The organism is Winogradskyella sp. HaHa_3_26 (genome assembly GCF_019278425.1).
Classification (GTDB): Bacteria; Bacteroidota; Bacteroidia; order Flavobacteriales; family Flavobacteriaceae; genus Winogradskyella; species Winogradskyella undariae.
In genome coordinates this window covers 2,994,744-3,016,205 of the sequence record NZ_CP058981.1, presented here as the reverse complement: position 1 = coordinate 3,016,205, position 21,462 = coordinate 2,994,744, and the positions used below count along the sequence as shown (strand labels likewise).

20 protein-coding genes are annotated in these 21,462 nt (G+C 30.7%); 12 read left to right on the top strand and 8 right to left on the bottom strand.

Features of this window, described 5'->3' with window-relative positions; all coding sequences use genetic code 11:
* Window positions 1-2 precede the first annotated feature (2 nt).
* A complete protein-coding gene (locus H0I32_RS12995; protein WP_179313828.1) occupies window positions 3-1,253 on the bottom strand; it encodes an NRAMP family divalent metal transporter in 1,251 nt (416 codons plus the stop codon).
* A 231-nt stretch (window positions 1,254-1,484) separates the two neighbouring features.
* Window positions 1,485-2,495 carry a 3-oxoacyl-ACP synthase III family protein gene (locus H0I32_RS12990; protein ID WP_173588107.1) on the bottom strand — a complete coding sequence of 337 codons (1,011 nt, stop codon included), beginning with the start codon at window positions 2,493-2,495 and terminating at the stop codon, window positions 1,485-1,487.
* Between the two features lie 260 nt (window positions 2,496-2,755).
* Here H0I32_RS12990 and htpG point away from each other — a divergent pair, with 260 nt between their 5' ends.
* The 7 genes from htpG to H0I32_RS12955 all read left to right on the top strand — a co-directional run bounded on the left by htpG (window position 2,756) and on the right by H0I32_RS12955 (window position 12,457).
* A complete protein-coding gene (gene htpG, locus H0I32_RS12985; RefSeq protein WP_179313827.1) occupies window positions 2,756-4,666 on the top strand; it encodes a molecular chaperone HtpG in 1,911 nt (636 codons plus the stop codon).
* 74 nt (window positions 4,667-4,740) lie between these two features.
* Entirely contained in the window at window positions 4,741-7,122 is a 2,382-nt protein-coding gene (locus tag H0I32_RS12980) for a T9SS type A sorting domain-containing protein (RefSeq protein ID WP_179313826.1), read from the top strand.
* Between the two features lie 229 nt (window positions 7,123-7,351).
* Complete coding sequence (locus H0I32_RS12975) at window positions 7,352-8,029, top strand: carboxypeptidase-like regulatory domain-containing protein (RefSeq protein WP_179313825.1); 678 nt, start codon at window positions 7,352-7,354, stop codon at window positions 8,027-8,029.
* Between the two features lie 19 nt (window positions 8,030-8,048).
* Window positions 8,049-9,071 (top strand): transglutaminase domain-containing protein, encoded by a 1,023-nt coding sequence (locus tag H0I32_RS12970; protein ID WP_179313824.1) that lies wholly within the window; start codon window positions 8,049-8,051, stop codon window positions 9,069-9,071.
* Between the two features lie 178 nt (window positions 9,072-9,249).
* Window positions 9,250-9,927 carry a DUF4377 domain-containing protein gene (locus tag H0I32_RS12965; protein WP_179313823.1) on the top strand — a complete coding sequence of 226 codons (678 nt, stop codon included), beginning with the start codon at window positions 9,250-9,252 and terminating at the stop codon, window positions 9,925-9,927.
* Window positions 9,928-10,029: 102 nt separating this feature from the next.
* The gene (gene rlmF / locus H0I32_RS12960; protein ID WP_179313822.1) at window positions 10,030-10,986 is read left to right on the top strand and encodes a 23S rRNA (adenine(1618)-N(6))-methyltransferase RlmF; all 957 of its coding nucleotides are present in this window, start codon (window positions 10,030-10,032) and stop codon (window positions 10,984-10,986) included.
* Window positions 10,987-11,221: 235 nt separating this feature from the next.
* Window positions 11,222-12,457 (top strand): DEAD/DEAH box helicase, encoded by a 1,236-nt coding sequence (locus H0I32_RS12955; protein ID WP_179313821.1) that lies wholly within the window; start codon window positions 11,222-11,224, stop codon window positions 12,455-12,457.
* Between the two features lie 463 nt (window positions 12,458-12,920).
* Here H0I32_RS12955 and H0I32_RS12950 read toward each other — a convergent pair whose 3' ends face one another.
* Genes H0I32_RS12950 through H0I32_RS12935 form a run of 4 tightly spaced genes read right to left on the bottom strand, consistent with a single transcriptional unit; the run spans window position 12,921 to window position 15,775 of the window.
* On the bottom strand, window positions 12,921-13,559 hold the full coding sequence (locus tag H0I32_RS12950) for a hypothetical protein (RefSeq protein WP_173588098.1): 639 nt from the start codon (window positions 13,557-13,559) through the stop codon (window positions 12,921-12,923).
* Window positions 13,560-13,571: 12 nt separating this feature from the next.
* Complete coding sequence (locus tag H0I32_RS12945; protein WP_173588097.1) at window positions 13,572-14,741, bottom strand: hypothetical protein; 1,170 nt, start codon at window positions 14,739-14,741, stop codon at window positions 13,572-13,574.
* Window positions 14,725-15,246, bottom strand: coding sequence for a hypothetical protein (locus H0I32_RS12940; protein WP_173588096.1), 522 nt, complete (start codon window positions 15,244-15,246; stop codon window positions 14,725-14,727). Before H0I32_RS12940 ends, H0I32_RS12945 begins: the two co-directional genes overlap by 17 nt.
* Complete coding sequence (locus tag H0I32_RS12935; RefSeq protein WP_179313820.1) at window positions 15,230-15,775, bottom strand: RNA polymerase sigma factor; 546 nt, start codon at window positions 15,773-15,775, stop codon at window positions 15,230-15,232. The genes H0I32_RS12940 and H0I32_RS12935 overlap by 17 nt, the downstream gene beginning before the upstream one ends.
* Window positions 15,776-15,904: 129 nt before the next feature.
* On the opposite strand from H0I32_RS12935, the gene H0I32_RS12930 reads away from it, so the two are divergent.
* Genes H0I32_RS12930 through H0I32_RS12910 form a run of 5 tightly spaced genes read left to right on the top strand, consistent with a single transcriptional unit; the run spans window position 15,905 to window position 19,779 of the window.
* Window positions 15,905-16,213, top strand: coding sequence for a hypothetical protein (locus H0I32_RS12930; protein WP_179313819.1), 309 nt, complete (start codon window positions 15,905-15,907; stop codon window positions 16,211-16,213).
* Entirely contained in the window at window positions 16,191-17,225 is a 1,035-nt protein-coding gene (locus H0I32_RS12925) for a hypothetical protein (protein ID WP_179313818.1), read from the top strand. Before H0I32_RS12930 ends, H0I32_RS12925 begins: the two co-directional genes overlap by 23 nt.
* A gap of 44 nt (window positions 17,226-17,269) precedes the next feature.
* Entirely contained in the window at window positions 17,270-18,247 is a 978-nt protein-coding gene (locus H0I32_RS12920; RefSeq protein ID WP_179313817.1) for a hypothetical protein, read from the top strand.
* Window positions 18,240-18,596, top strand: a complete 357-nt coding sequence (locus tag H0I32_RS12915) for a MauE/DoxX family redox-associated membrane protein (RefSeq protein WP_179313816.1) — start codon at window positions 18,240-18,242, stop codon at window positions 18,594-18,596. The genes H0I32_RS12920 and H0I32_RS12915 overlap by 8 nt, the downstream gene beginning before the upstream one ends.
* Window positions 18,597-18,603: 7 nt before the next feature.
* The gene (locus H0I32_RS12910; protein WP_179313815.1) at window positions 18,604-19,779 is read left to right on the top strand and encodes an MFS transporter; all 1,176 of its coding nucleotides are present in this window, start codon (window positions 18,604-18,606) and stop codon (window positions 19,777-19,779) included.
* A 1-nt stretch (window position 19,780) separates the two neighbouring features.
* On the opposite strand, the gene H0I32_RS12905 is transcribed toward H0I32_RS12910, so the two are convergent.
* Together H0I32_RS12905 and H0I32_RS12900 are read right to left on the bottom strand one after the other, a co-directional pair.
* Window positions 19,781-20,458 carry a M15 family metallopeptidase gene (locus tag H0I32_RS12905; protein ID WP_179313814.1) on the bottom strand — a complete coding sequence of 226 codons (678 nt, stop codon included), beginning with the start codon at window positions 20,456-20,458 and terminating at the stop codon, window positions 19,781-19,783.
* 158 nt (window positions 20,459-20,616) lie between these two features.
* Window positions 20,617-21,450 (bottom strand): universal stress protein, encoded by an 834-nt coding sequence (locus tag H0I32_RS12900; RefSeq protein WP_173588089.1) that lies wholly within the window; start codon window positions 21,448-21,450, stop codon window positions 20,617-20,619.
* Window positions 21,451-21,462 lie beyond the last annotated feature (12 nt).

Here is a 21,462-nt window from a genome sequence, read left to right as displayed (position 1 = left end):
TATTATACAAAATCTATAAATCCTATTATCGCTACGTATAGCATGTAACAATTAAAAATAAAAGTAGCACCTAAAGCCATATTCATCCATAAAGAAGTTTTATGCGACTTCATTACTTCAGATTTGTTTATCAAAATTATTAAAAATAGTGTTATTAAAGGCATTACAAATGGACTAAATGCTTGAGAAGCAATTAAAATCCAAACAGGTTTTCCTCCTAAAAATGGCACTATTAATCCAGATAAAGCCACTAAAACTACTATGATTTTAAATAGTGGTCTTTTCATATTTCGAGGTGTATCTGTATAATCTGCAATTAACCAAGGGAATAAAAGCAGGTTTGGGAAAATTGAAGATAACCCAGCTCCAACAATACCTAATGTAAATAACGTTAAAGCAAAATCACCTGCCCATGGCCCCAAAGCGGTCATTAAGTCTGTAGCATCATTTACGGGTATTCCTTTAAAATAGAGTGTTCCTGTTGCACTAATCATAATGGCTAGACTGATTAAAAAAGTCATAACCATTGCAGACATTGCATCTTTATTTTCTTTTTTTAAATCGTTTAAGCCCCATTTTTCTTCATGTACTAAAATACTACGAGATGCCAAACAAACCCCTGCCATTGTAGTCCCAACAATTCCGGCTATTATTAAACCTGTATTATCACCTGTTGGTAAATCTGGAAAAAACTCAATGATAGATTTCCCTGATTCTTTTAAAACCATAAAACTTGTAAAAATAAAAGCGAGCGCCATAAAGCCAACCATAAGACTCATGGCTTTTATAAAATTCTCATGCTTTCCTGTCCAGAAAAGAGCAATTAATAAAGCAATAAAAAAAGTTGCAATTACAGGTTTATTTAAAAATGAAATAGATGTCTTCACAGAGATCCATTCCATACAAACTTCAGCAACAACGCCCATAACACCAATAACAGAAGAGATAATGGAAACCGCTAAAGCTGTTATAATAAATAGTGTAATAGGCTTACCAAATGTTTTTTTGAATAGTAACATAAGCGTATTACCTGTAACGATGGTAAGTTTACTAATTGAAATTAATAAAAAGTAAGTAAAAAAACAGGATAACAGAAGAGCCCAAGACAAGCTTAATCCAAATTTAGCACCAGAAACCACCATTGAGGTCACACTTCCGGTACCGACGACATAGCCAATAATAAAAAAGGCTGGTCCAAAATCTTTAATCCTTTTTTTGAATTTAGCGGCAAAAGTAGAGCTGCTTGTTTCCATAGTTTAGTTGTTTTAGTTTATATATCAAAGCCATGGAAAATAAAATCAATTTATAATTGAAATGTAGAGTTATCCCCCTTGTCTTTATGAAATTTAAGACCTCAAGATATGAAATAAGAATATAAGAGATGACTAATATTACCTATAAAATAAAAGAACCTAATCTGTAATTACAAATTAGGTTCTTAAAAAAATTACACTTTATTAAATGCGTATTATAAAAGCGATTTATTACCACTTGATAACCACACTTCCCCACGTAAATCCACTACCAAAAGCGGCTAAAACAAGCGTATCTCCTTCTTTTATTTTTCCTTCTTCCCATGCTTCTGTTAAAGCAATAGGAATAGAAGCTGCAGTTGTATTTCCGTATTTCTGAATATTATTAAATACTTGGTCGTCACTCAACTTAAATTTACGCTGTATAAACTGTGAGATACGTAAGTTGGCTTGGTGAGGAATTAACATATCAATATCATCAACCTGTAAATTGTTATTCGTTAAACCTTCCATAATTACTTCACTAAAACGAACCACTGCATTTTTAAATACAAACTGCCCATTCATATGTGGAAAATAACTTACATCATCAGGGTCATTATCTGCTATAATATCACTTACCCAACGTTGTCCCATTCCTGGTGCAACTAAAACTAATTCTTCTGCATGCTGACCTTCAGAATGTAAATGTGTAGATAAAATTCCTTTTGTATTATCTTCTTCTCTTGTAAGAATTGCTGCTCCTGCTCCATCACCAAAAATCACAGATACACCTCTACCACGTGTAGTTTTGTCTAAACCAAAAGAATGTAATTCACTACCAATCACCAAAATATTTTTATACATCCCAGTTTTAATAAAATTATCAGCGACAGACAATGCATAAACAAAACCAGAACATTGGTTACGTATATCTAGTGCTCCAACAGTTTTAATATCTAAAGCATGTTGTACTTGTACTCCTGCACCTGGAAAATACATATCTGGACTTAGCGTCGCAAAAATGATAAAATCAATATCATCTTTATCTAAACCAGAACGTTCAATAGCAACCTTAGCTGCTTTTACACCCATAGTTGCTGTAGTATCACCACTACCCTTTTCTACCCAACGACGTTCTTTTATCCCTGTTCTTTCTTGTATCCATGCGTCATTAGTATCCATCAATTTCGACAAATCGTCATTAGTAACAACGTTATCAGGTACATATTTACCTAAGCCAATTATTTTTGAATTGTACATCTAAAAATTTATTTTTAATTCTGTGATATTGGAAATCTAAACTCTTTGTTTTATTAATAACAAAGCTAATCTTTTAAAAGGTAGAATATATTTAGTAAGCTAAAATTAATTATGCACGCATAACATACTCATCGATTTATAGAGAGAAATTGATCCGTTTTACACAAATCAGCATATGCCATCTTGTCACAAATATTTTCTTGGTATTTTATTTGCCTATAACTAAGTATTCAAATTAATAATACAAAAAACTATATATCATGACAAAAGGAAGTATTAATGTATCGGTAGAGAATATCTTTCCGTTAATTAAAAAGTTCTTATACTCTGATCACGAAATCTTTTTACGTGAGCTTATTAGTAATGGTACAGATGCCACACTAAAATTAAAACACCTTACAAGTATAGGTGAATCTAAATCTGAATACGGAAATCCTATCATTGAAGTTAAGATTGATAAAGAAGGTAAAAAACTTCACATCATTGATCAAGGTTTAGGAATGTCTGCTGAAGAAGTTGAAAAATACATTAACCAAGTTGCCTTTTCTGGTGCTGAAGAATTCTTGGATAAATATAAAGATTCTGCAAAAGATTCAGGAATTATTGGTCATTTTGGTCTTGGTTTCTACTCTGCTTTTATGGTTGCAGAGAAAGTTGAAATTATTACTAAGTCGCATACTGGTGCTGATGCTGCACATTGGACTTGTGATGGTTCTCCTGAATTTACATTAGAGCCTTCTGATAAAGAAACTAGAGGAACAGAAATCATTCTTCATATTGCTGAAGATTCTACTGAATTTTTAGAAGAAGCAAGAATCAGTGCATTACTTAATAAGTATAACAAGTTTATGCCTATTCCAATTAAATTTGGAACTAATGAAATAAACGATCCTGAGTTTACACCTGAAACAACTACAGATGCTGAAGGTAAAGAAACTACTGAGCCACATAAACAGATTACTGTAGATAACATTATTAATAACCCTAATCCGGCTTGGACAAAACAACCCACTGAATTAGAAGCTGAAGATTACAAAGGATTCTACAGAGAATTGTACCCAATGCAATTTGAAGAGCCTCTATTTCATATCCATTTAAATGTAGATTATCCTTTTAACTTAACAGGTATCTTGTATTTCCCTAAAATGGGTAATGACATGAACATGCAAAAGGATAAGATTCAATTATACCAAAACCAAGTTTATGTAACGGATAATGTTGAAGGGATTGTACCTGAATTCTTAACCATGTTACGTGGTGTTATTGATTCTCCAGATATTCCATTAAACGTATCGCGTTCTTATTTACAAGCTGATGGTGCTGTGAAGAAAATTTCATCTTACATCACTCGTAAAGTCGCTGATAAGTTGAAATCATTATTCAACTCAAACCGTGAGGATTTTGAATCTAAATGGGATGATATAAAACTTGTTATTGAATACGGAATGCTTTCTGAAGATAAATTCTTTGAAAAAGCAGATGCATTTGCATTGTACCCAACAGTTGATGGTAAATATTATACTTATGAAGAGCTTTTTAACAAAACAAAAGCAACTCAAACGGATAAAGATGGTAAATTAGTATTGCTTTACGCTTCTAACAAAGACCAACAGCACAGTTATATTGAAGCTGCAAAAGCTAAAGGTTACGAAGTATTAATGTTAGATTCTCCTATTGTATCTCACTTAATTCAGAAATTAGAATCTACGAAAGAAAATATTTCTTTTGCACGTGTAGATGGTGATCATATTGATAATTTAATCAAGAAAGATGAAACTACTATTTCTAAATTATCTGAAGAGCAACAAGCAGAATTAGATACACTTTTAAAAGAAGTTGTTCCTTCTGAAAAGTTTGCTGTACAACTAGAAGCTATGGATAGTGATGCTTCACCGTTTATTATTACACAACCAGAATTTATGCGCAGAATGAAAGAGATGCAGCAGACTGGTGGTGGCGGAATGAATATGTTTGGTAATATGCCAGAGATGTACAATCTTATCGTCAATACAAACTCTCCATTAGTTGGTGAAATTTTAGAAACTAAAGAAAAGGAAAACCAAGAACGTTTAATTACGCAAAGTTTAGATTTAGCACGTTTATCTCAAGGCCTTTTAAAAGGAGAAGAATTAACAAACTTTATTAAGCGTAGTTACGAGATGATTAAGTAATCTAATTACTGATTTTCAGAGGAATCTCTTTAATAATTCAAAAACCACTTTGTTCATTCAAAGTGGTTTTTTTTATGTTTAATACAATATATTTGTCTGAATTTTCAACCAAATCAAAAACATTCATACTTAAAAAACTACACTTAATCGTTTTTATTGGCTTTTTCTCATTGTTATTAAAAGCCCAAACAATCTCAGAGTTCTCAACCGGTTACACTTCACCAGAAGGTATTGCTGTAGACTCAAACAATACTGTTTTTGTCACAGAACTTTACACTGGTAATATCTACCAATTAGATGCTAACGGAACACAAACCTTATTCGCTACTACTAATTCTAGAGCACATGATATCGTTTTTGATAATAATGACCTTTTATACGTAGCAGAACCTTTTTATAGTAAAATAATGACTGTAGATGCTGCTGGAGTTGCTACAGATTATTTATCTATGCCAAATGCTTCTCCTTACGGACTTGCTATTAAGGATGGTTTATTATACTTCGCTTCAGAAAACAGTGGTAACGTCGTTAAAATAAATGCAGATTTATCAACATCTAATTACGCCACTGGTTTATTTACGCCGGAAGGTATAGCCTTTGACTCTAATGGCAATTTATTTGTAGCTGACAGAAATGACAGAAAACTATTTAAAATAACACCAACAGGTACAGTAACAACTATTACAAGTAACATAGAAAACATAAGAGGTGTTGCTATTGCTCCAAATGACGATGTTTACTTTACAAAATACAAAACATTTCCAGAAGAGCATAAAATCTTAAAATATGACGCTGTAACAGGTACAATTAGTGATTTTGTAACAACACTATTAGAACAACCTAGATCTATTACTATTGACAATTTAGGAAATATGTATGTTACTAATTTAGGTAGTGGTAAAGTGATAAAAATTTATGATGATTCTTTATTACCAAGCTCAACGCCTCAAATAGTAAATATTCCTGATGCTAATTTTAAAGCAGAGCTCGTTAATAACACTACCATAAATACAAATGCAGATACTGAAATACAAATAACAGAAGCAGAGGCATATAATGATTTACTGTACTTAGTAAATAAAAATATATCTAGTTTAACAGGTATAGAAGCATTTACGCAATTAAAATATTTATTTTGTAGCGATAACGCCTTAACAACATTAGATGTTTCAGCAAATACTAACCTACTAAATTTATCATGTAATAATAATCAGCTTACCGCTTTAGATATTTCAACAAATACAAATTTGATTAGTTTATCCTGTAGCAATAATCAAATTACGAGTCTAGATGCTTCAGCAAGCTTAAGTTTAGAAAACTTATATTGTGAGAATAATGTATTATCATCTTTAAATGTAACAGGCCTTACAAGTTTAACAAATTTAAGTAGCTTTAATAATCAACTAACTTCTTTAGACCTTTCTGGGCTTACAAGTTTAACCAATTTAAGAACTTCAAATAATCAATTAACTAGCCTAACGCTTACTGGTGCAACAAATTTAATTGAGATAGAATGTCAACAAAACCAAATTGCAACATTAGATGTTTCTGGGTTTTCAAGCTTAACTAAGCTAAGAAGTGAATTTAATCAATTAACCAATGTGACTCTTTCTGGTACAACAAGTTTAGAAAATTTATCAACTTTCAATAATCTTTTAACAACTTTAGATGTTTCACAAAATACGAACTTAATGAATTTAAGTTGTTACGATAACCAAATAACAACTTTAGATCTTTCTGAAAACACTAGTTTAGAGTATTTATCTTGTCATGATAATCAATTAACATCTATCAATGTTTCTACAAATACTGATTTATATTTTTTGCATTGTTATAATAATCAATTACCAATATTAGATGTAACTGCGCTTACAAGTTTAACAGATTTAGCATGTAGAAATAATCAGTTGTCTAATTTAAATTTGTCTTCAAATATTAATTTAATAAACTTAATCTGTAGTAATAATACATTTTCAAGTTTAGACTTAAGTAATAATGTAAATTTAACGAGCTTAACTTGTCATGTAAATGACCAATTAACAACCCTTGATTTAAGAAATGGAAATAATACAATATTAACAAGTTTTAATATGCATACAGTGCCAAATCTAACTTGTATTTTTGTTGATGATGAAGATTATAGCATTGCCAACTGGACCAACCCAAACCCAGAAACAACTAGCTTTATAGAAACAAATGCTGAATGTTCTATCTTATCTGTAGACTTATTTGAGACTAATCGTTTTAGAATATTTCCTAACCCAGCTTCAACACAATTAAACATTGAAACTGATGTGTCTTTTAGCAAGTTAACTATTTATAATTTACAAGGCAAAAAGCTATTAGAATCAGCACATGCTTCAGTAAACATCGAAGGCTTATCTAAAGGAATCTATCTTATTAAAGTTGAAGGAGAAAACAATAAAATTGTTACTGAGCGCTTTATAAAAGAATAAATAATTTATTGTTCTTAGAAAGCTTTCTTACTTAAACCATCAAGTTTTACTTGATGGTTTTTTTGCTTCTTATCCTTATAAGCAACTTGATAAAAATTTGTTTTTGCTTTTTACAAACTAATCAAAAGTTATGCTTTACTCATTAAAAAGCATGGTTAACTAAATATTCATTTTCTATACCACAATAGAAGTATAGGTTTGATATGTACTAACATAAAAATCTTATATCATGAAAAACCAATTTAACTTAAACATTAAAACACCATGCTCAGAAAAATTTGATCAATTTTCACCAACTTCCAATGGAGGTTTTTGTGGCTCTTGCAAAAAAGAAGTTATAGACTTTACAAAAATGAACACACAAGAAATTATTACATTCTTTAAAAACAAAGAGACTCAAAATACCTGTGGACGTTTTAACAACAATCAATTAAAAATTTACAATCAAAAAACTCCCGAAAACCATAAACTTAACTTTCTAAGTGGTATTGCAATAGCTTGTTTAGCACTTTTCTCTAGCATTACAGCACAGGCACAAGAAGTAAAAAAAACAATGACCTCAACAGATGGCGCCTCTAAAATTGAAGCTAATAAATCTGAAAAAAATATAATTGTAAAAGGTAATGTATCAGAAAACAACCAACCGCTTCCTGGTGCAAATGTAATTTTACAGGGTTCTACAATAGGCATTGCTACAGATTTTGATGGCAATTTTGAATTCCCTGAAAAACTAAAAAAAGGAGATGTTTTAATTATTAGCTATATCGGCTTTGAAGCTCAAAAAGTAGTAATTGAAAATAATAAATCTGCCGCAGAAATTGATTTAAAAATTGATATGGAAATGACTTCTTGTATTATTATGGGAGAAGTTGCAGTAAAAAAAGTGTATCAATCAAAAAGGAATTAAAAACCCAAATAAAAAGTTTATGAAAAATATACTGGTCTTCATTTTTGCCTTCTTTGTAAATACTGCTTTTACTCAGGTCTCCGATTTTAAACACATCGATTTTACCAAAGCAGATAACATAGCAAAATTAAATGAAGACAGTAGTTTAGAAAACTTACCACTACTAGTACATAACCTAACCTATAAACTAACAACAGATGTAGAAAAGTTTAGAGCTATTTACATTTGGGTTTGCAAAAATGTTAGCGGAGATGCTAATCAACATCAGAAAGTACTCCAAAAACGAGAAAAATTTAAAAAGGATAGTTTAGGTTATATCGTATGGAATAACGAATACAAAAAAATTGCTTTCAAAAAATTACTAAAACATAAAAAAACCATGTGTACAGGGTATGCCTACCTCATTAAAGAGTTATGTTTTATCGCTAATATTGAAAGTGAAATTATTGATGGATATGCCAGATCAGTAGATAGCAATATTGAAAATCTAGAATCCCCAAACCACTCATGGAATACTGTAAAACTAGACAACAAATGGTATTTATGTGATGCGACATGGTCTAGTGGTTATATGATTAATAGTAGCCTATTTATTCCTGATTATAATGATGGCTACTTTTTAACAGATCCAATATTATTTGCGAAAAATCATTATCCAATACAAAAAAAATGGTTTCTAAATAATAATTTAATCCACTCAACATTTATATCAGAACCAATTGTTTATGGCGAAACTTTTAAACAACAAATAATCCCCATTAGTCCAAAAAAACTAAACACTACAATAAAAAAGAATGAAGAAATTAACTTTAGTTTTAAATCTCTAAACACTATTTCAATAGATAAAATTTCTCTAATTCAAATATCAGGAACTAACATTAAATCTTTTGAAATTTATGAGCTTAAAAACAAAAACGGATTAATCACCTTTAAATACCGCTTTAAACACAAAGGATTTTATGACGTGCATCTAAAAATAGAAAACGATATTGTTGCAACTTATAGCATTAGAGTTATTAAAGATAGAAATCATAATGATTAAGTAATTGTAATAAGATAAAACAAGACGATTACACCACAATTAAATAGCAATTAATAACCTATACATTTTCGTTTTCTCTAAGCTTAAGACTTCAATCACAATAACGTTCTTTTAACATTTTACACTAAAAATTGGCAAGGCTTTTGAAAATTGAATGCCATAACCAACAACAACATTCATGACTTTACTAAAAACATTTCCTATTTTAATATTAAGCATCATGCTATCTTCTTGTGGCACATCAAAAAACGTTACTTCAATCTATTGGGTAAATAGTACTAAAACAGATTGCGATGCTGGTGCAGGAAAAACGACTTGCTTACAAGTTTCAAAAGCCGATAATTATAAAAATGCCGAATGGTCTAATTTTTATACAACAATAAATGGGTTTAATTTTGAACCTGGTTATTTGCAAAAAATTGAAGTTTCAAAAACAGCTTTAGACACTAAAAACACACCTGAAGATGCTTCCTCTATAAAATATGAATTAGTTAAAGTACTTGAGAAAAAGCAAGATCCTAAATTAGCAATTCATGATATTTGGATAACAACTCATATTAATGCTGAAGAAATAGAAAAAACCAATGCACCAAGTCTTGAAATAAACACTACTGAAATGCGTGTTTCAGGAACTAATGGTTGTAATAATTATAGCGGACAAATTAAAAATATAACTTCTAATACTATAACATTTGGTGCCATTGCATCTACAAGAAAAATGTGTATAAATATGGCGATTTCTGATCGTTTTTATAAAGCAATGAATAGCATTTCAACGTATAAAAAAGAAGGCATAACTTTATTCTTTTATAATGCAAATGGCAATGAGGTTCTACGGTTTAAAAAAGTAGATTAATCACAATATCATTATTTATTTAATTTATTGGGTTATTTAGGCTTAGGTCTTAATAACCCAATTTGTTTTCCATTACCTTTGTCCCTATTAAATTATTAAGAATTGGAAAAGAAAAAACAGCATCCTGAAGTAAAATCAGAACTTCACCCAAGAAATCAACATAGATCACGCTATAATTTTGATGCCCTTATAAAAAGTTCACCAAAATTAAGTCCTTATGTTGCACCTAATAAATACGGTGACGATTCTATCGATTTTTTTAACCCTGCCGCTGTAAAAGCATTGAACAAAGCTTTATTAATTCACCATTACGGATTAGACTACTGGGATATTCCTGAGCACTATTTATGCCCACCAATTCCAGGAAGAGCAGATTACATTCATAATATTGCAGACCTTTTAAAGGGTGAAGGCAGTGTTATTCCTAAAGGAAATCATATTAAAGGTATCGATATTGGTGTTGGTGCCAATTGTATTTACCCTATTATTGGTCATCATGAATATGGATGGTCATTTATAGGAAGTGATACCGATGAAGCCGCTATTATATCTGCGAAAGAAATTGAGCAGAAAAATTATGACTTAAGATCTACTCTAGAAATTAGACGTCAAGAAAAAGCGAACAACTTTTTTTATGACATTTTAAAACCCGAAGAAAAAGTAGATTTCTCTATTTGTAATCCACCGTTTCATGCTTCAGCAGAAGATGCTCAAAAAGCAAGCTTAAAAAAACAAAGGAACCTTAAAGGGAAACGCCCTAATAAAGCACTTTTAAATTTTGGCGGACAGCATAACGAATTATGGACCAAAGGTGGTGAAGCTCGTTTTGTAAAAGACATGATTTATGAGAGTAAGCATTTTGGCAAACAATGTTTTTGGTTTACTAGTTTAATTTCGAAAGAAGTAACTTTAAAACCCACCTATAAAGTTCTAGAAAAAGTAAATGCTACTGCTGTAAAAACTATTGAAATGGGACAAGGCCATAAAATCAGTAGATTTATAGCTTGGACTTTTTTAACAGAAGAAGAACAAAACGACTGGATAAAAGAACGTTGGTAGGACGATTTCGTCACTTCGAGTGTTCTGATTTTTTTATCGGAATGTATCGAGAAGCAATTGAATCCTTATAGTTCTCGATACTATTTGCTCATACTTCACAAATCACTCGAACTGACGTGGTTTGTAAATTTTATATTTTTATATCAAAGTTTGAATTAACAAATATTCTAACTTTGTTACCTTATTTGTTATTCCTGCCTTCGCAGGAATGACAAACTTAATAAACACAAAACCTATGTCATTTAAAGACTTACATCTTATAAAACCTATTCAAAAAGCTGTTGCAGCTTCTGGTTATGTAGAACCTACTTTGGTACAACAACGTTCTATTCCACCAATTTTGGAAGGTAAAGATGTTATTGTATCTGCACAAACAGGTACAGGAAAAACAGCTACTTTTGCTTTACCTATTTTGCAAAAATTGTACGATAAACAAGATGCGCCTAAAAAAGGTAAAAAAATAAGAGCGCTGATAATAAGTCCTACACGAGAATTAGCGATACAAATTCAAAAGAATTTTAAAACCTATGCTGAGTTTACCAATCTAACATCGTTAGTCGTTTTTGGTGGTGCATCTATAGAACCACAAATAGATACGTTAAAAAAAGGCGTTGATATTTTAGTGGCAACACCTGGTCGTTTACTCGATTTGCATAAACAAGATTATATTAATCTCGATTTTATTGAAACTTTAGTTTTAGATGAGGCCGATTTAATGTTGGCAATGGGCTTTATTGATGACGTAAAAAAGATTGAACGTCTTTGTCCTGAAGACAAACAGACCTTATTGTTCTCAGCAACAATTCCTTATAAAATTGAAGACTTAGCCAATACGTTACTTAAAGATCCTGAACGTATTGATGTGACACCTACAAAATCGGTAGCTAAAGATGTAAGTCAGCTGTTGTATTATGTCCCTAAGCAAAATAAAATTGAACTGTGTTTACATTTAATGCGCAATACTATTGAAGGTAACGTTCTTATTTTTAGACGTACAAGAAATGGTGTAGATAAGCTTGAAGAAACCTTATTAAAAAACGGATTCTCTGTAAATAGTATTCATGGTGATAAACCACAAAGTGAAAGGCAAACTGCTTTAAACAAATTTAAAAACGGTTACGTTAAAATACTTATTGCTACAGATGTTGCGGCGCGTGGTATTGATATTAACGAATTAGATAACGTTCTTAATTTTGATATGCCAGGCATACCCGAAACTTATGTACATAGAATTGGTAGAACTGGTAGAGCTGGACATACAGGTAACGCTTACTCGCTGTGTTCTGCTGATGAGAAAAATTATGTAAAAAAGATAGAACAAGCTATTAATGTTCAGATTCCTGTGGAAACCGAACATCCTTATCCTTTAGATCCTAAAGCAGAACCTGTTGTACATAAAAGACAAGGTAGTAAGTATAAAAAAGGTAGAAAGAGTGAAGCTTCTAAGAAGAAGAAAAAACGTTGGTATTAGAATAGATATTAGCTAAAAATAATAAATAATTTAGACCTCAAAGATTTTTAAAAATCTTTGAGGTCTTTTTTTGTTCAGAAGCAGCTGAGCCGTTGTTGGTGTTTTTCACCAACAACTTGTGGATTTGAATTTGCAATGGATCACCGTTGGTGAAAACACCAACATTGGCAAGAACACTTAGTGGACCTAGGTACTTTTTGTATTTGTTTTAAAATGAATTATTTAATCGAATCTTTGTATGAATAAATAATACCATTGACAATATCAAAGAAAATAAGCCCCGAAGATTTCTCTGAGCCGTTGTTGGTGTTTTTCACCAATAACTTGTGGATTTGAATTTGCAATAGATCACCGTTGGTGAAAACACCAACATTGGCAAGAGAGATTTTAGACGTTAGATATTAGATTATAGACAAAAGCACTTAGTGAATTTAAGTGCTTTTTTATTTCTTTAAAGAATGAACTACTCAAACTTCATTTCGAAAAGTAAATAATGTTTAATCCCAAATTGCTTTCCCCATTTTTCAATTTCAGCGCCTGCAGTTCCAACATCACACCAAGACAATAAACCATCTTCTCTTTCGTAAGGTAAAATATAAGCTAACAGATAAAACGACTTGTTATAGCTTATTTCTAAATTGCTTTCTTCTACTAAATTTCTTAGACTATAGTTTTCAGAATCTGTAGCTTCATAATTTTTAGTGATACTAAATCTTGGAAACTTAAAGGTCATTTTCAGTTGGTTATCATCGGTATGTTTTGAAATTACTTTCATTTTAAAAACCGTATCACTTAACGTTTCAAATTGTTTAACACCAATACTTCTGCTATCCATAACAATGGTATCAGATACGATTTTCCCATCCCAAATTTCCTTTACCGTGAGTTTGTAACTTTTTCCTTTAAGTTGCTCACCTGAAAATTTCAACTTCATATAATCAATCCCTTCAAAACTTAAAAGATCACTTACCTCTTCAATATCTGAAGAATACTCACTTTCCATTTTTAAACTTGAAATTGTTTTAGAATCCGTTTCTTTTTGTTGTGCTAGTAATCCACTGAAGCACGTTAATGCGACAGTAATAATCAGAAATATTTTCATAAATTAATTGTTTTATTTTTTGATTGAATCGTTATACGTATAAATAATACCATGAATAATATCGAAGTAAATTTCACCAGAAAAATTTCCTTTGCCACTTGGTTTTCTTTCCATCATACTATACTTCTCACCTTTGCTCGTGGGTTGCATTTCTATTTTATAATTGCCCACAAAATTCTTAGTATTGTTACCAATGGCCTTAAAACTGAAATCTAAATCAGGATAGAAAAAATGGATTTTAGAATATTCAGAATACAGATTAAAGCGTTTAAAATCTTTAGCCCAATTATAAAAATAGTACTCACTATTAAAGTCTGATATTGTTGTATTTTTTCGAATTTCTCCAATTTCAACTTTAGAAAACTCTGAGGTAATTTTTGTGTTTTGTACACTTCCTATTTTCCCATTTTTCACATTTTTAAACTTATACTCTCCTCCTAGAATAGCATCAGCTTCAAAATTAACATCATCAATCCTGATATTATTAAAACTGTTATAAAGTGCTTTTGCTTTTAAAGTTCCTGATTTCAGTTTAATGGAAATTTCATTTTGTAAATCATTTCTAAAATGTATACCCGAATTTTTCCCATTAATATTTAGCTTTAAATAAGGTGGAATTTTTATTACAAAAATGCTTCGCATGATATCTATATTCTTACTTTCAAACTTAGATAAGTTACCATCTTTATCAATTTTTTTTAATCTGTTATTTATATACTTTAAAGGATTATTCGTTCGATCTCCTGCGTTATTCAATCTAATCTCTGCTAACAAAGAATCTTTCGATTTACGTATTATTGTATCCTTTTTTTTATTAAAAAATTCATCATTATTTAATATAATTCCTGACTCTACATTATACTTATACAACTCAAATGTTATTTGATTTTTACTATTAACATTCAGTGTAATATGATTATCAAAACTTGATACTTCAGTAGTTATTTCTTCAATTTTTTCCTTAATCTCTTTTTTTGAATACCCTTCAAACTCCATTAAAAAATCAAAGTGAACTTTATCATCTGTAGATTCTTCAATAGCGACATAAATATTTGCGAAATTTAATACAATTGATGTGCTTTTATCTACCGAAAAACTTTCTTTAAGTATCTGATGACTTTGACTATGACTTAATACTGATGTGATGAGCATCAATACTAAAAGTTTAAATTGATTTTTCATATTGTTTGTTTGCTTGATTTAATATCTTGATGTGGTTTTGAATGTCTTTTAAAATCTGTAATCGCGTTTGAAGATTTTCAACCAATGCTTCAATGACTAAAATGTTATTGGCATCATCTTTGAACTGCAATGAAATATCTTGATAATCGTTATCTAAATCTTCTAAGTTTTTTTTGAATCGCTCTACCAAAACGGCATCATCTGCGATAGCTATAAAACTTTGCCATTCGGTTTCAATATTAGCTAGGTATTCAGCTTCAACAGCTTCTACTTGTGCTATAATTGGCGACGATTGCTTAAGTTCTGGTTTAGATTTCATTTCCATAGCATTAAAGCCAATGGTTAATGCAATAATTAAAATTGCAGCTGCACTTAACCATGCATAAGGATTTTGTTTTGGTTTGGATTGTTTTTTAAGTTTTTCAGCAAACTCAATTCTATGATTTTCAGGAAGCGTTTTTAAATCGTCTTCCTCGTTAAATAGGTTTCTAATATCTTGCTTCATTATACTTTTGTTTTAAAAGGTCTTGTAATTTTAATTTCCCACGTCTTAGATGTGTTCGAGATGTTTTTACGGGGATTTCTAATATGTCTGAAATTTCTTCGTGATCGTAGCCTTCCAACAAATAGAGCTTCACGACTATTTTATGTTTTTCATTAAGTTCGTTAACGGCTAACAGAATTTCTTCCTTCGTAATACTGCTATCAAAATGCCAATCGTCTTCGTTTATAATCTGCAATTCGGTAACCTCTACAGCACTAAACTCTAACTTATTTTTCTTTAAAACATCTAAACATTGATTGATAATAATTCGTTTTAACCAAACACCAAACGTAGCTTTTGGCTGATATTTTTCAATATTTGTAAAGGCTTTTAAAAATCCTTCTTGCATGGCATCCTTGGCATCTTCTTCATCATTGAGATAACGACAAGCAATGGTAAACATCGCTTGCGCATAGGTATCATAAACTTGCATTTGTGCAGCTTCATTTCTTTTTTTACAAAGCTTAATAAGTTGAGTGTCTTTGTGCATTGGGTTGGTTAGCTATTCTATAATTAAAAACGATGGAATTTGGAAAGAGTTTCAAAATAGGATAAAAAAGATTGATTTTAATTCAATATGATTAATTTTAACCTGAATTTCAATCTACCCAATATAAAGATGAGCGACGATTACAAGAAACCTGCGTTTAAAAAATTATTAGATCGATTACAAGAAGAGAGCTGGCAATTAGAATTGCTGATTTCTGGTTTTTCTATTTTTGGATTATTCTCAGCCTATCCTGCTTTAGAAATGAAAATGGCCTATCACCAGTCTCAAAACGATAATAATCTGTTTTTTACGCTAATTTTAATTCTTGCACTTTCTGCATGTTCCATATTAATTTTCAACTTACTTCTCCATGTGCTTTTACGAGGCTTATGGATTGGTGCCTTAGGATTACGGTATGTTTCTGGAGACATTGATTGAATACGACACCTTAAATTACACCAAACGATTTAGCAATTATCTAAAATTAAAAGTAGGTTCTTTTGATAGGTACATTGCAAGATTAGAAGACTACTGTAGCATCATTTTCGCAATCACGTTTTTGCTCATCTTTTATTTGCTCGCTCTTGTTCTAATCATAGGATCAATTGCTACAATATTTTCAGTATTTCTAAATGGTAATTCGTTTAGAGATTTTTCTACGTACGTTGGTATTATCCTTTTAGCATTTGTAGTTATTGGTATGCTACTAACTTTTATCGACTTTATTACTCTCGGTTATTTAAAAAAGAAAAAATGGCTTAGCAAAGTATATTTTCCTTTCTACTGGGGTTTTAGCATTATCACACTTTCCTTTTTATACCGACCATTAATTTATAACTTTCTAGATAATAAATTTGGAAAACGCCTGAGTCTCTTTTTAGTTCCTGTTTATATTTTATTCGTATGGATGACTTCTTTATATTACAATCAATCTAACTATTTTAATTTTATTGAGGACTCGAGTACTAACATTTCTAATTCTGCAAATTACGAAAATATGTTAGTTAAGGAATCTGATTTTATTAAAAACATTGCTATCAATAGTAAAGTTATAAGCGATCCGTACGTCAAAGTATTTATAGCTTTTGATAAATATATAGAGGATGAAATTTACCTCTTCAACCCAACTTTAAAAGTTGATGAAGATGCTAGAGGTATTACATCAGAAATCAGCACAATCAATTATGACTCCAATACTAATGCATTAAAAAACGACTATTTAACTACATTCAATTCACTTTATTCTGTTGAAATTGATTCCTCATTATATAAAACCGAATTTTTACTCGGTAGAACTATAAAAAAACAAAACGGGTTTGAAACTTATATAGGTATTAAAAACATAAAAGAAGGTAAACACATGCTTTATGTAAAACGAAGAGAACTAAAAGAATCGGATACCATATCTAAAATTGAAGCTTCTATACCATTTTGGTATTATCCAAATTAGCATACAGTATAAATAATGTATCTTTAAAATCTATACACTTAACCATGCATAAAATTTTATTTATTCTCTTGTTTATTGGGCAAATTACATTTGCGCAAACAACCATTAAAGACAATATCACATCCTATCCTGTAAGTTACGCCACCATATCTTTTGGCAATGGTAATGGTCTTTTTGCTGATGATGAAGGTCAATTTATATTTACCGAAAAATTATATCCAGATATCGACTCTCTTTTTATATCCGCACTTGGGTTTAAAGATTTAAATGTAGCGACCAAAGATTTACCTGCACAATTATTAATGCAACCAGAAGCGCATTTATTAGACGCTGTTATAATTAACAATAAGATAGATCGAAAATTTAAAGAGGAAAAATTAAAACCTTATTTAGACGACGATTATTATAAATGTTGGCTACCAACGATAGAGTCTGAGATTGCTGTGTATTTCCCAAAAACGACTTCTCAAGATCAAAAACTTTCAGAAGTCTTATTTCCTATTGCATTAGAATCTAAAGATTGGAGTAAGCGAAATAAATCTAATAGTGAAAAGAAAAAGTTCTCTACTTTATTTAAAGTAAAATTTTACGACAATGATAATGGAAAACCTGGTAAGGTTTTAACTTACGAAACGACTGTATTTAGAGCAACGGAAAAGGATGGAGATTTTCATGTATTAAATGTTGATGATTATGATATACTTATTCCTGAAAATGGTTTTTTTGTGTCATTACAAGTTTTAGGCTACACAAATAAGGATGGCAAATTACTTCCCAATAAAAAATATAAAGAAATCGTTTCTAAATCTGAAGGTATTATAAAAATACCAACCAACTTTAGACCCTTGTTACCCTTTACAGATAAAATTGAAACAAAGAACACCTTTGTAAAACGTGTATTTATTAACGGAAACAATTGGGTAAAATTTGATAACGGAAATCAATTCACATCTAGTTTATTAGATAAAAATCTATTTAACTATGGTATTGGTTTAACCTATAAAACATATAAAGATGAATGAACCTATAGGACTATACATCATGGCTGTTCTGTATTTTATTGCAGGAATAATGCATTTTATAAAGCCAAAAACCTACATGCGTATTATGCCAAATTACTTACCTAGCCACAAAGCTTTGGTTTACTTAAGTGGTTTGGCTGAAATTGTTTTAGGAATTGGCTTGTGTATACCAATGTTTAAAAATATTTCAATTTATGGTATTATAGCCATGTTAGTCGTATTTCTATTGGTGCATTTCTATATGCTTTCTAGTAAAAAAGCATCTGCAGGCATCCCTAAATGGGTTTTAATTTTACGTTTACCTCTACAATTTGGGTTAATGTATTGGGCATGGATTTATTTTAACTAGTTTACTTTTGAAAGCTAAAACAAGCACAACTAAATGGGTTTTACCCATAATTATCTTTTCTCAATTTTGTTGTACATCGTTGTGGTTTGCCGGGAATTCTATTATAGACGATTTAGTTTTATTTTTTAATCTGAGTGCAGAATCACTCGGATATATTAGTTCTTCCGTACAATTTGGATTTATCATTGGTACTTTTGTTTTTGCGATTCTTACACTAAGCGATCGCTTTTCTCCATCAAAAGTATTTTTCATTTGCGCCGTTTTTGGAGCTGTTTTTAACTTAGGCATACTCTATCCCAACAATACGATAACTACAATACTTTTTTTTAGATTTTTAACCGGATTTAGTTTAGCAGGAATTTATCCTGTAGGAATGAAAATCGCAGCAGATCATTTTGAAAAAGGATTAGGTAAATCACTTAGTTTTTTAATTGCGGCCTTAGTATTGGGTACTGCCTTCCCTTATTTAATTCAATCTTTTGGATTTAATATTAAATGGGAGGCTGTAATTTTTACCACATCAATCTTAGCATTGATTGGAGGATTTCTTGTTTTAATTTTCGTTCCTAATGGACCTTATCAAAAACTGGCTGATAAGTTTGATGTTTCTAAAATTTTAGATGTTTTTAAAAAATCGAGTTTTCGCTCTGCAGCATTCGGTTATTTTGGACACATGTGGGAATTGTATACCTTCTGGACATTTGTACCTATATTACTAATGATGCATCAAGAATTTCATGGTGTAACCTTAAATATTCCTTTATTTTCATTTATCATCATAGCCTCAGGAAGTATATCTTGTATTTTAGGTGGTTTTATATCTAACAGATTCGGTGTTAAAAGAACAGCTATTTGGGCCTTAACTATTTCTGGAGTATGCTGCTTTTTGTCGCCTATTTTCTTTTTAGTTAGCGCTACACCACTCTTTATTATTTTTCTTATAATTTGGGGAATGGCAGTAATTGCAGATTCACCTTTATTTTCTACTATGGTTGCACAAAATTGCGAAGTTCAATCTATTGGCACAGCCTTAACTATTGTAAATTGTATTGGGTATAGTTTAACCATTATAAGCATTCAATTGTTAAATTATTTAATAACATATGACACTATTGCGCCCTATGCATTTGTAGTTTTAGCAATAGGACCGATTATAGGTTTAATCTATTTGAAAAAAAATTAGATTATTCTATTTCAAAATCAAAGTATGTTTTAGGAAAAGGTTCCCAACGCAACGTAAAATGCCACCATTCTTTAGAGTAGTTTCTAAAATTATGTTTCAGCATTACAGTTTGTAATAATTGACGGTTTTGTTTTTGTAAATCCGTTAAAGGTTCGTGAGCAATCCAAGATTCTTTTCCAAAATGATCAAACGGACTTCCCATATCTAAAGGCTCACCTGTTTGTCCGTCAATAATCGTTAGGTCAATAGTACTTCCTCTACTATGCCCAGAGCGTGAAGCAATGTAACCAGCTTGAAATAAGTTGCGTTTTTCTGCTTCAGGATAAAACTGAGATTTTTTAATCGTGTCATTTAAATCACGAGCCCAAGTAATAAAATTATTTACAGCACGTTGCGGACGATAGCCGTCATAAACTTTAAGACAAAGGTTTTGTTCTTGCAATTCATCCTGTACCAATTTTAACTTTTCAGCTGTCGCTTTTGTTAAAATTAAACGATTTGCTTCATAACCATCTATAGTATCTCCAACAAAATTATTCGTCGTAAAATAACGCAATTCAACATCTAAATCTGGAATTATAGATTTTACGTACACAAATCCCTCTGGTAACGTTTGTTGTTGAATTGTAAACGAAAGAAGAAAAAAGCTTCCGATGTATAAAAGTGTTTTGTAATTCATACTGAAGTATTAATTATTCAAAAATAAAACTAAGAATCTATTTTTAGAAGATATATAGCTTTTAAATTATTTCTTTATAAAACACAAAAAGCGCCAAAGAAAAAATCTTCAGCGCCTTCTTCAGATGTTAATAACACTAACTAAAAACACCCCTCTAATTATAATTTAAAAGTCATAACAGGTAATGTTGAATGGTTTGCTATGTCTTCAGAAACACTTCCTTCAAAAAAGTGAGATAAACCTTTTCTACCGTGTGTAGCTACAGCAATAAGATCTGCACCTATTACATTTGCAAAATGAAGAATTCCTTTTTCTATGGTATAATCTGAAACAATATTTATCTGATTTAGTTTTTTTAAATCCCCTTCTGCTTTTTCTAAAAACTTAGATACACGCTTATCAATTTCAACAGAACTATTAAAGTTTCCATCAGGTGAATTGACGTATACCAAATGCATATTTATACCAAGACTTTCAAAAGTTTGCTTTGCATTTAAGTAAGGTTTTATTGCGTCTTCAGAAAAATCACATGCAAAAACACCATTTTCAAAATCCATTAAAATAGGATTGTGCTTAATGACCAATACAGGAATTTCTGAATGTCGTACTACTTTTTCAGTATTAGAACCCACAAATACTTCTTTAATACCACTAGTTCCTTGAGATCCCATAACAATAATACTAGCATCATATTCTTTCACCACATCATTAACCTCACTCCACACTTTAAAGTGTTTAATTATTTTGGTGACTTTAATATCTTTTAAATATGGCTTCTTTAAAAATATTTCAAATTTTTGCTCTGCTAGTTTTATAAAGTAAAGCGCCTCTTGGTTTAATGCTTCACTTGCAGACGATATTATGGTATTAGATAACTCTAACATGTGTAAGACTAAGAGTTCTGAACCATACTTTTGAGCTAAACTTGCTGCAGCTTCCAAGGCAAACTCTGATTGTTCCGAAAAATCAACTGGTACAATAATTTTATCCATCGTTTTTTTGTT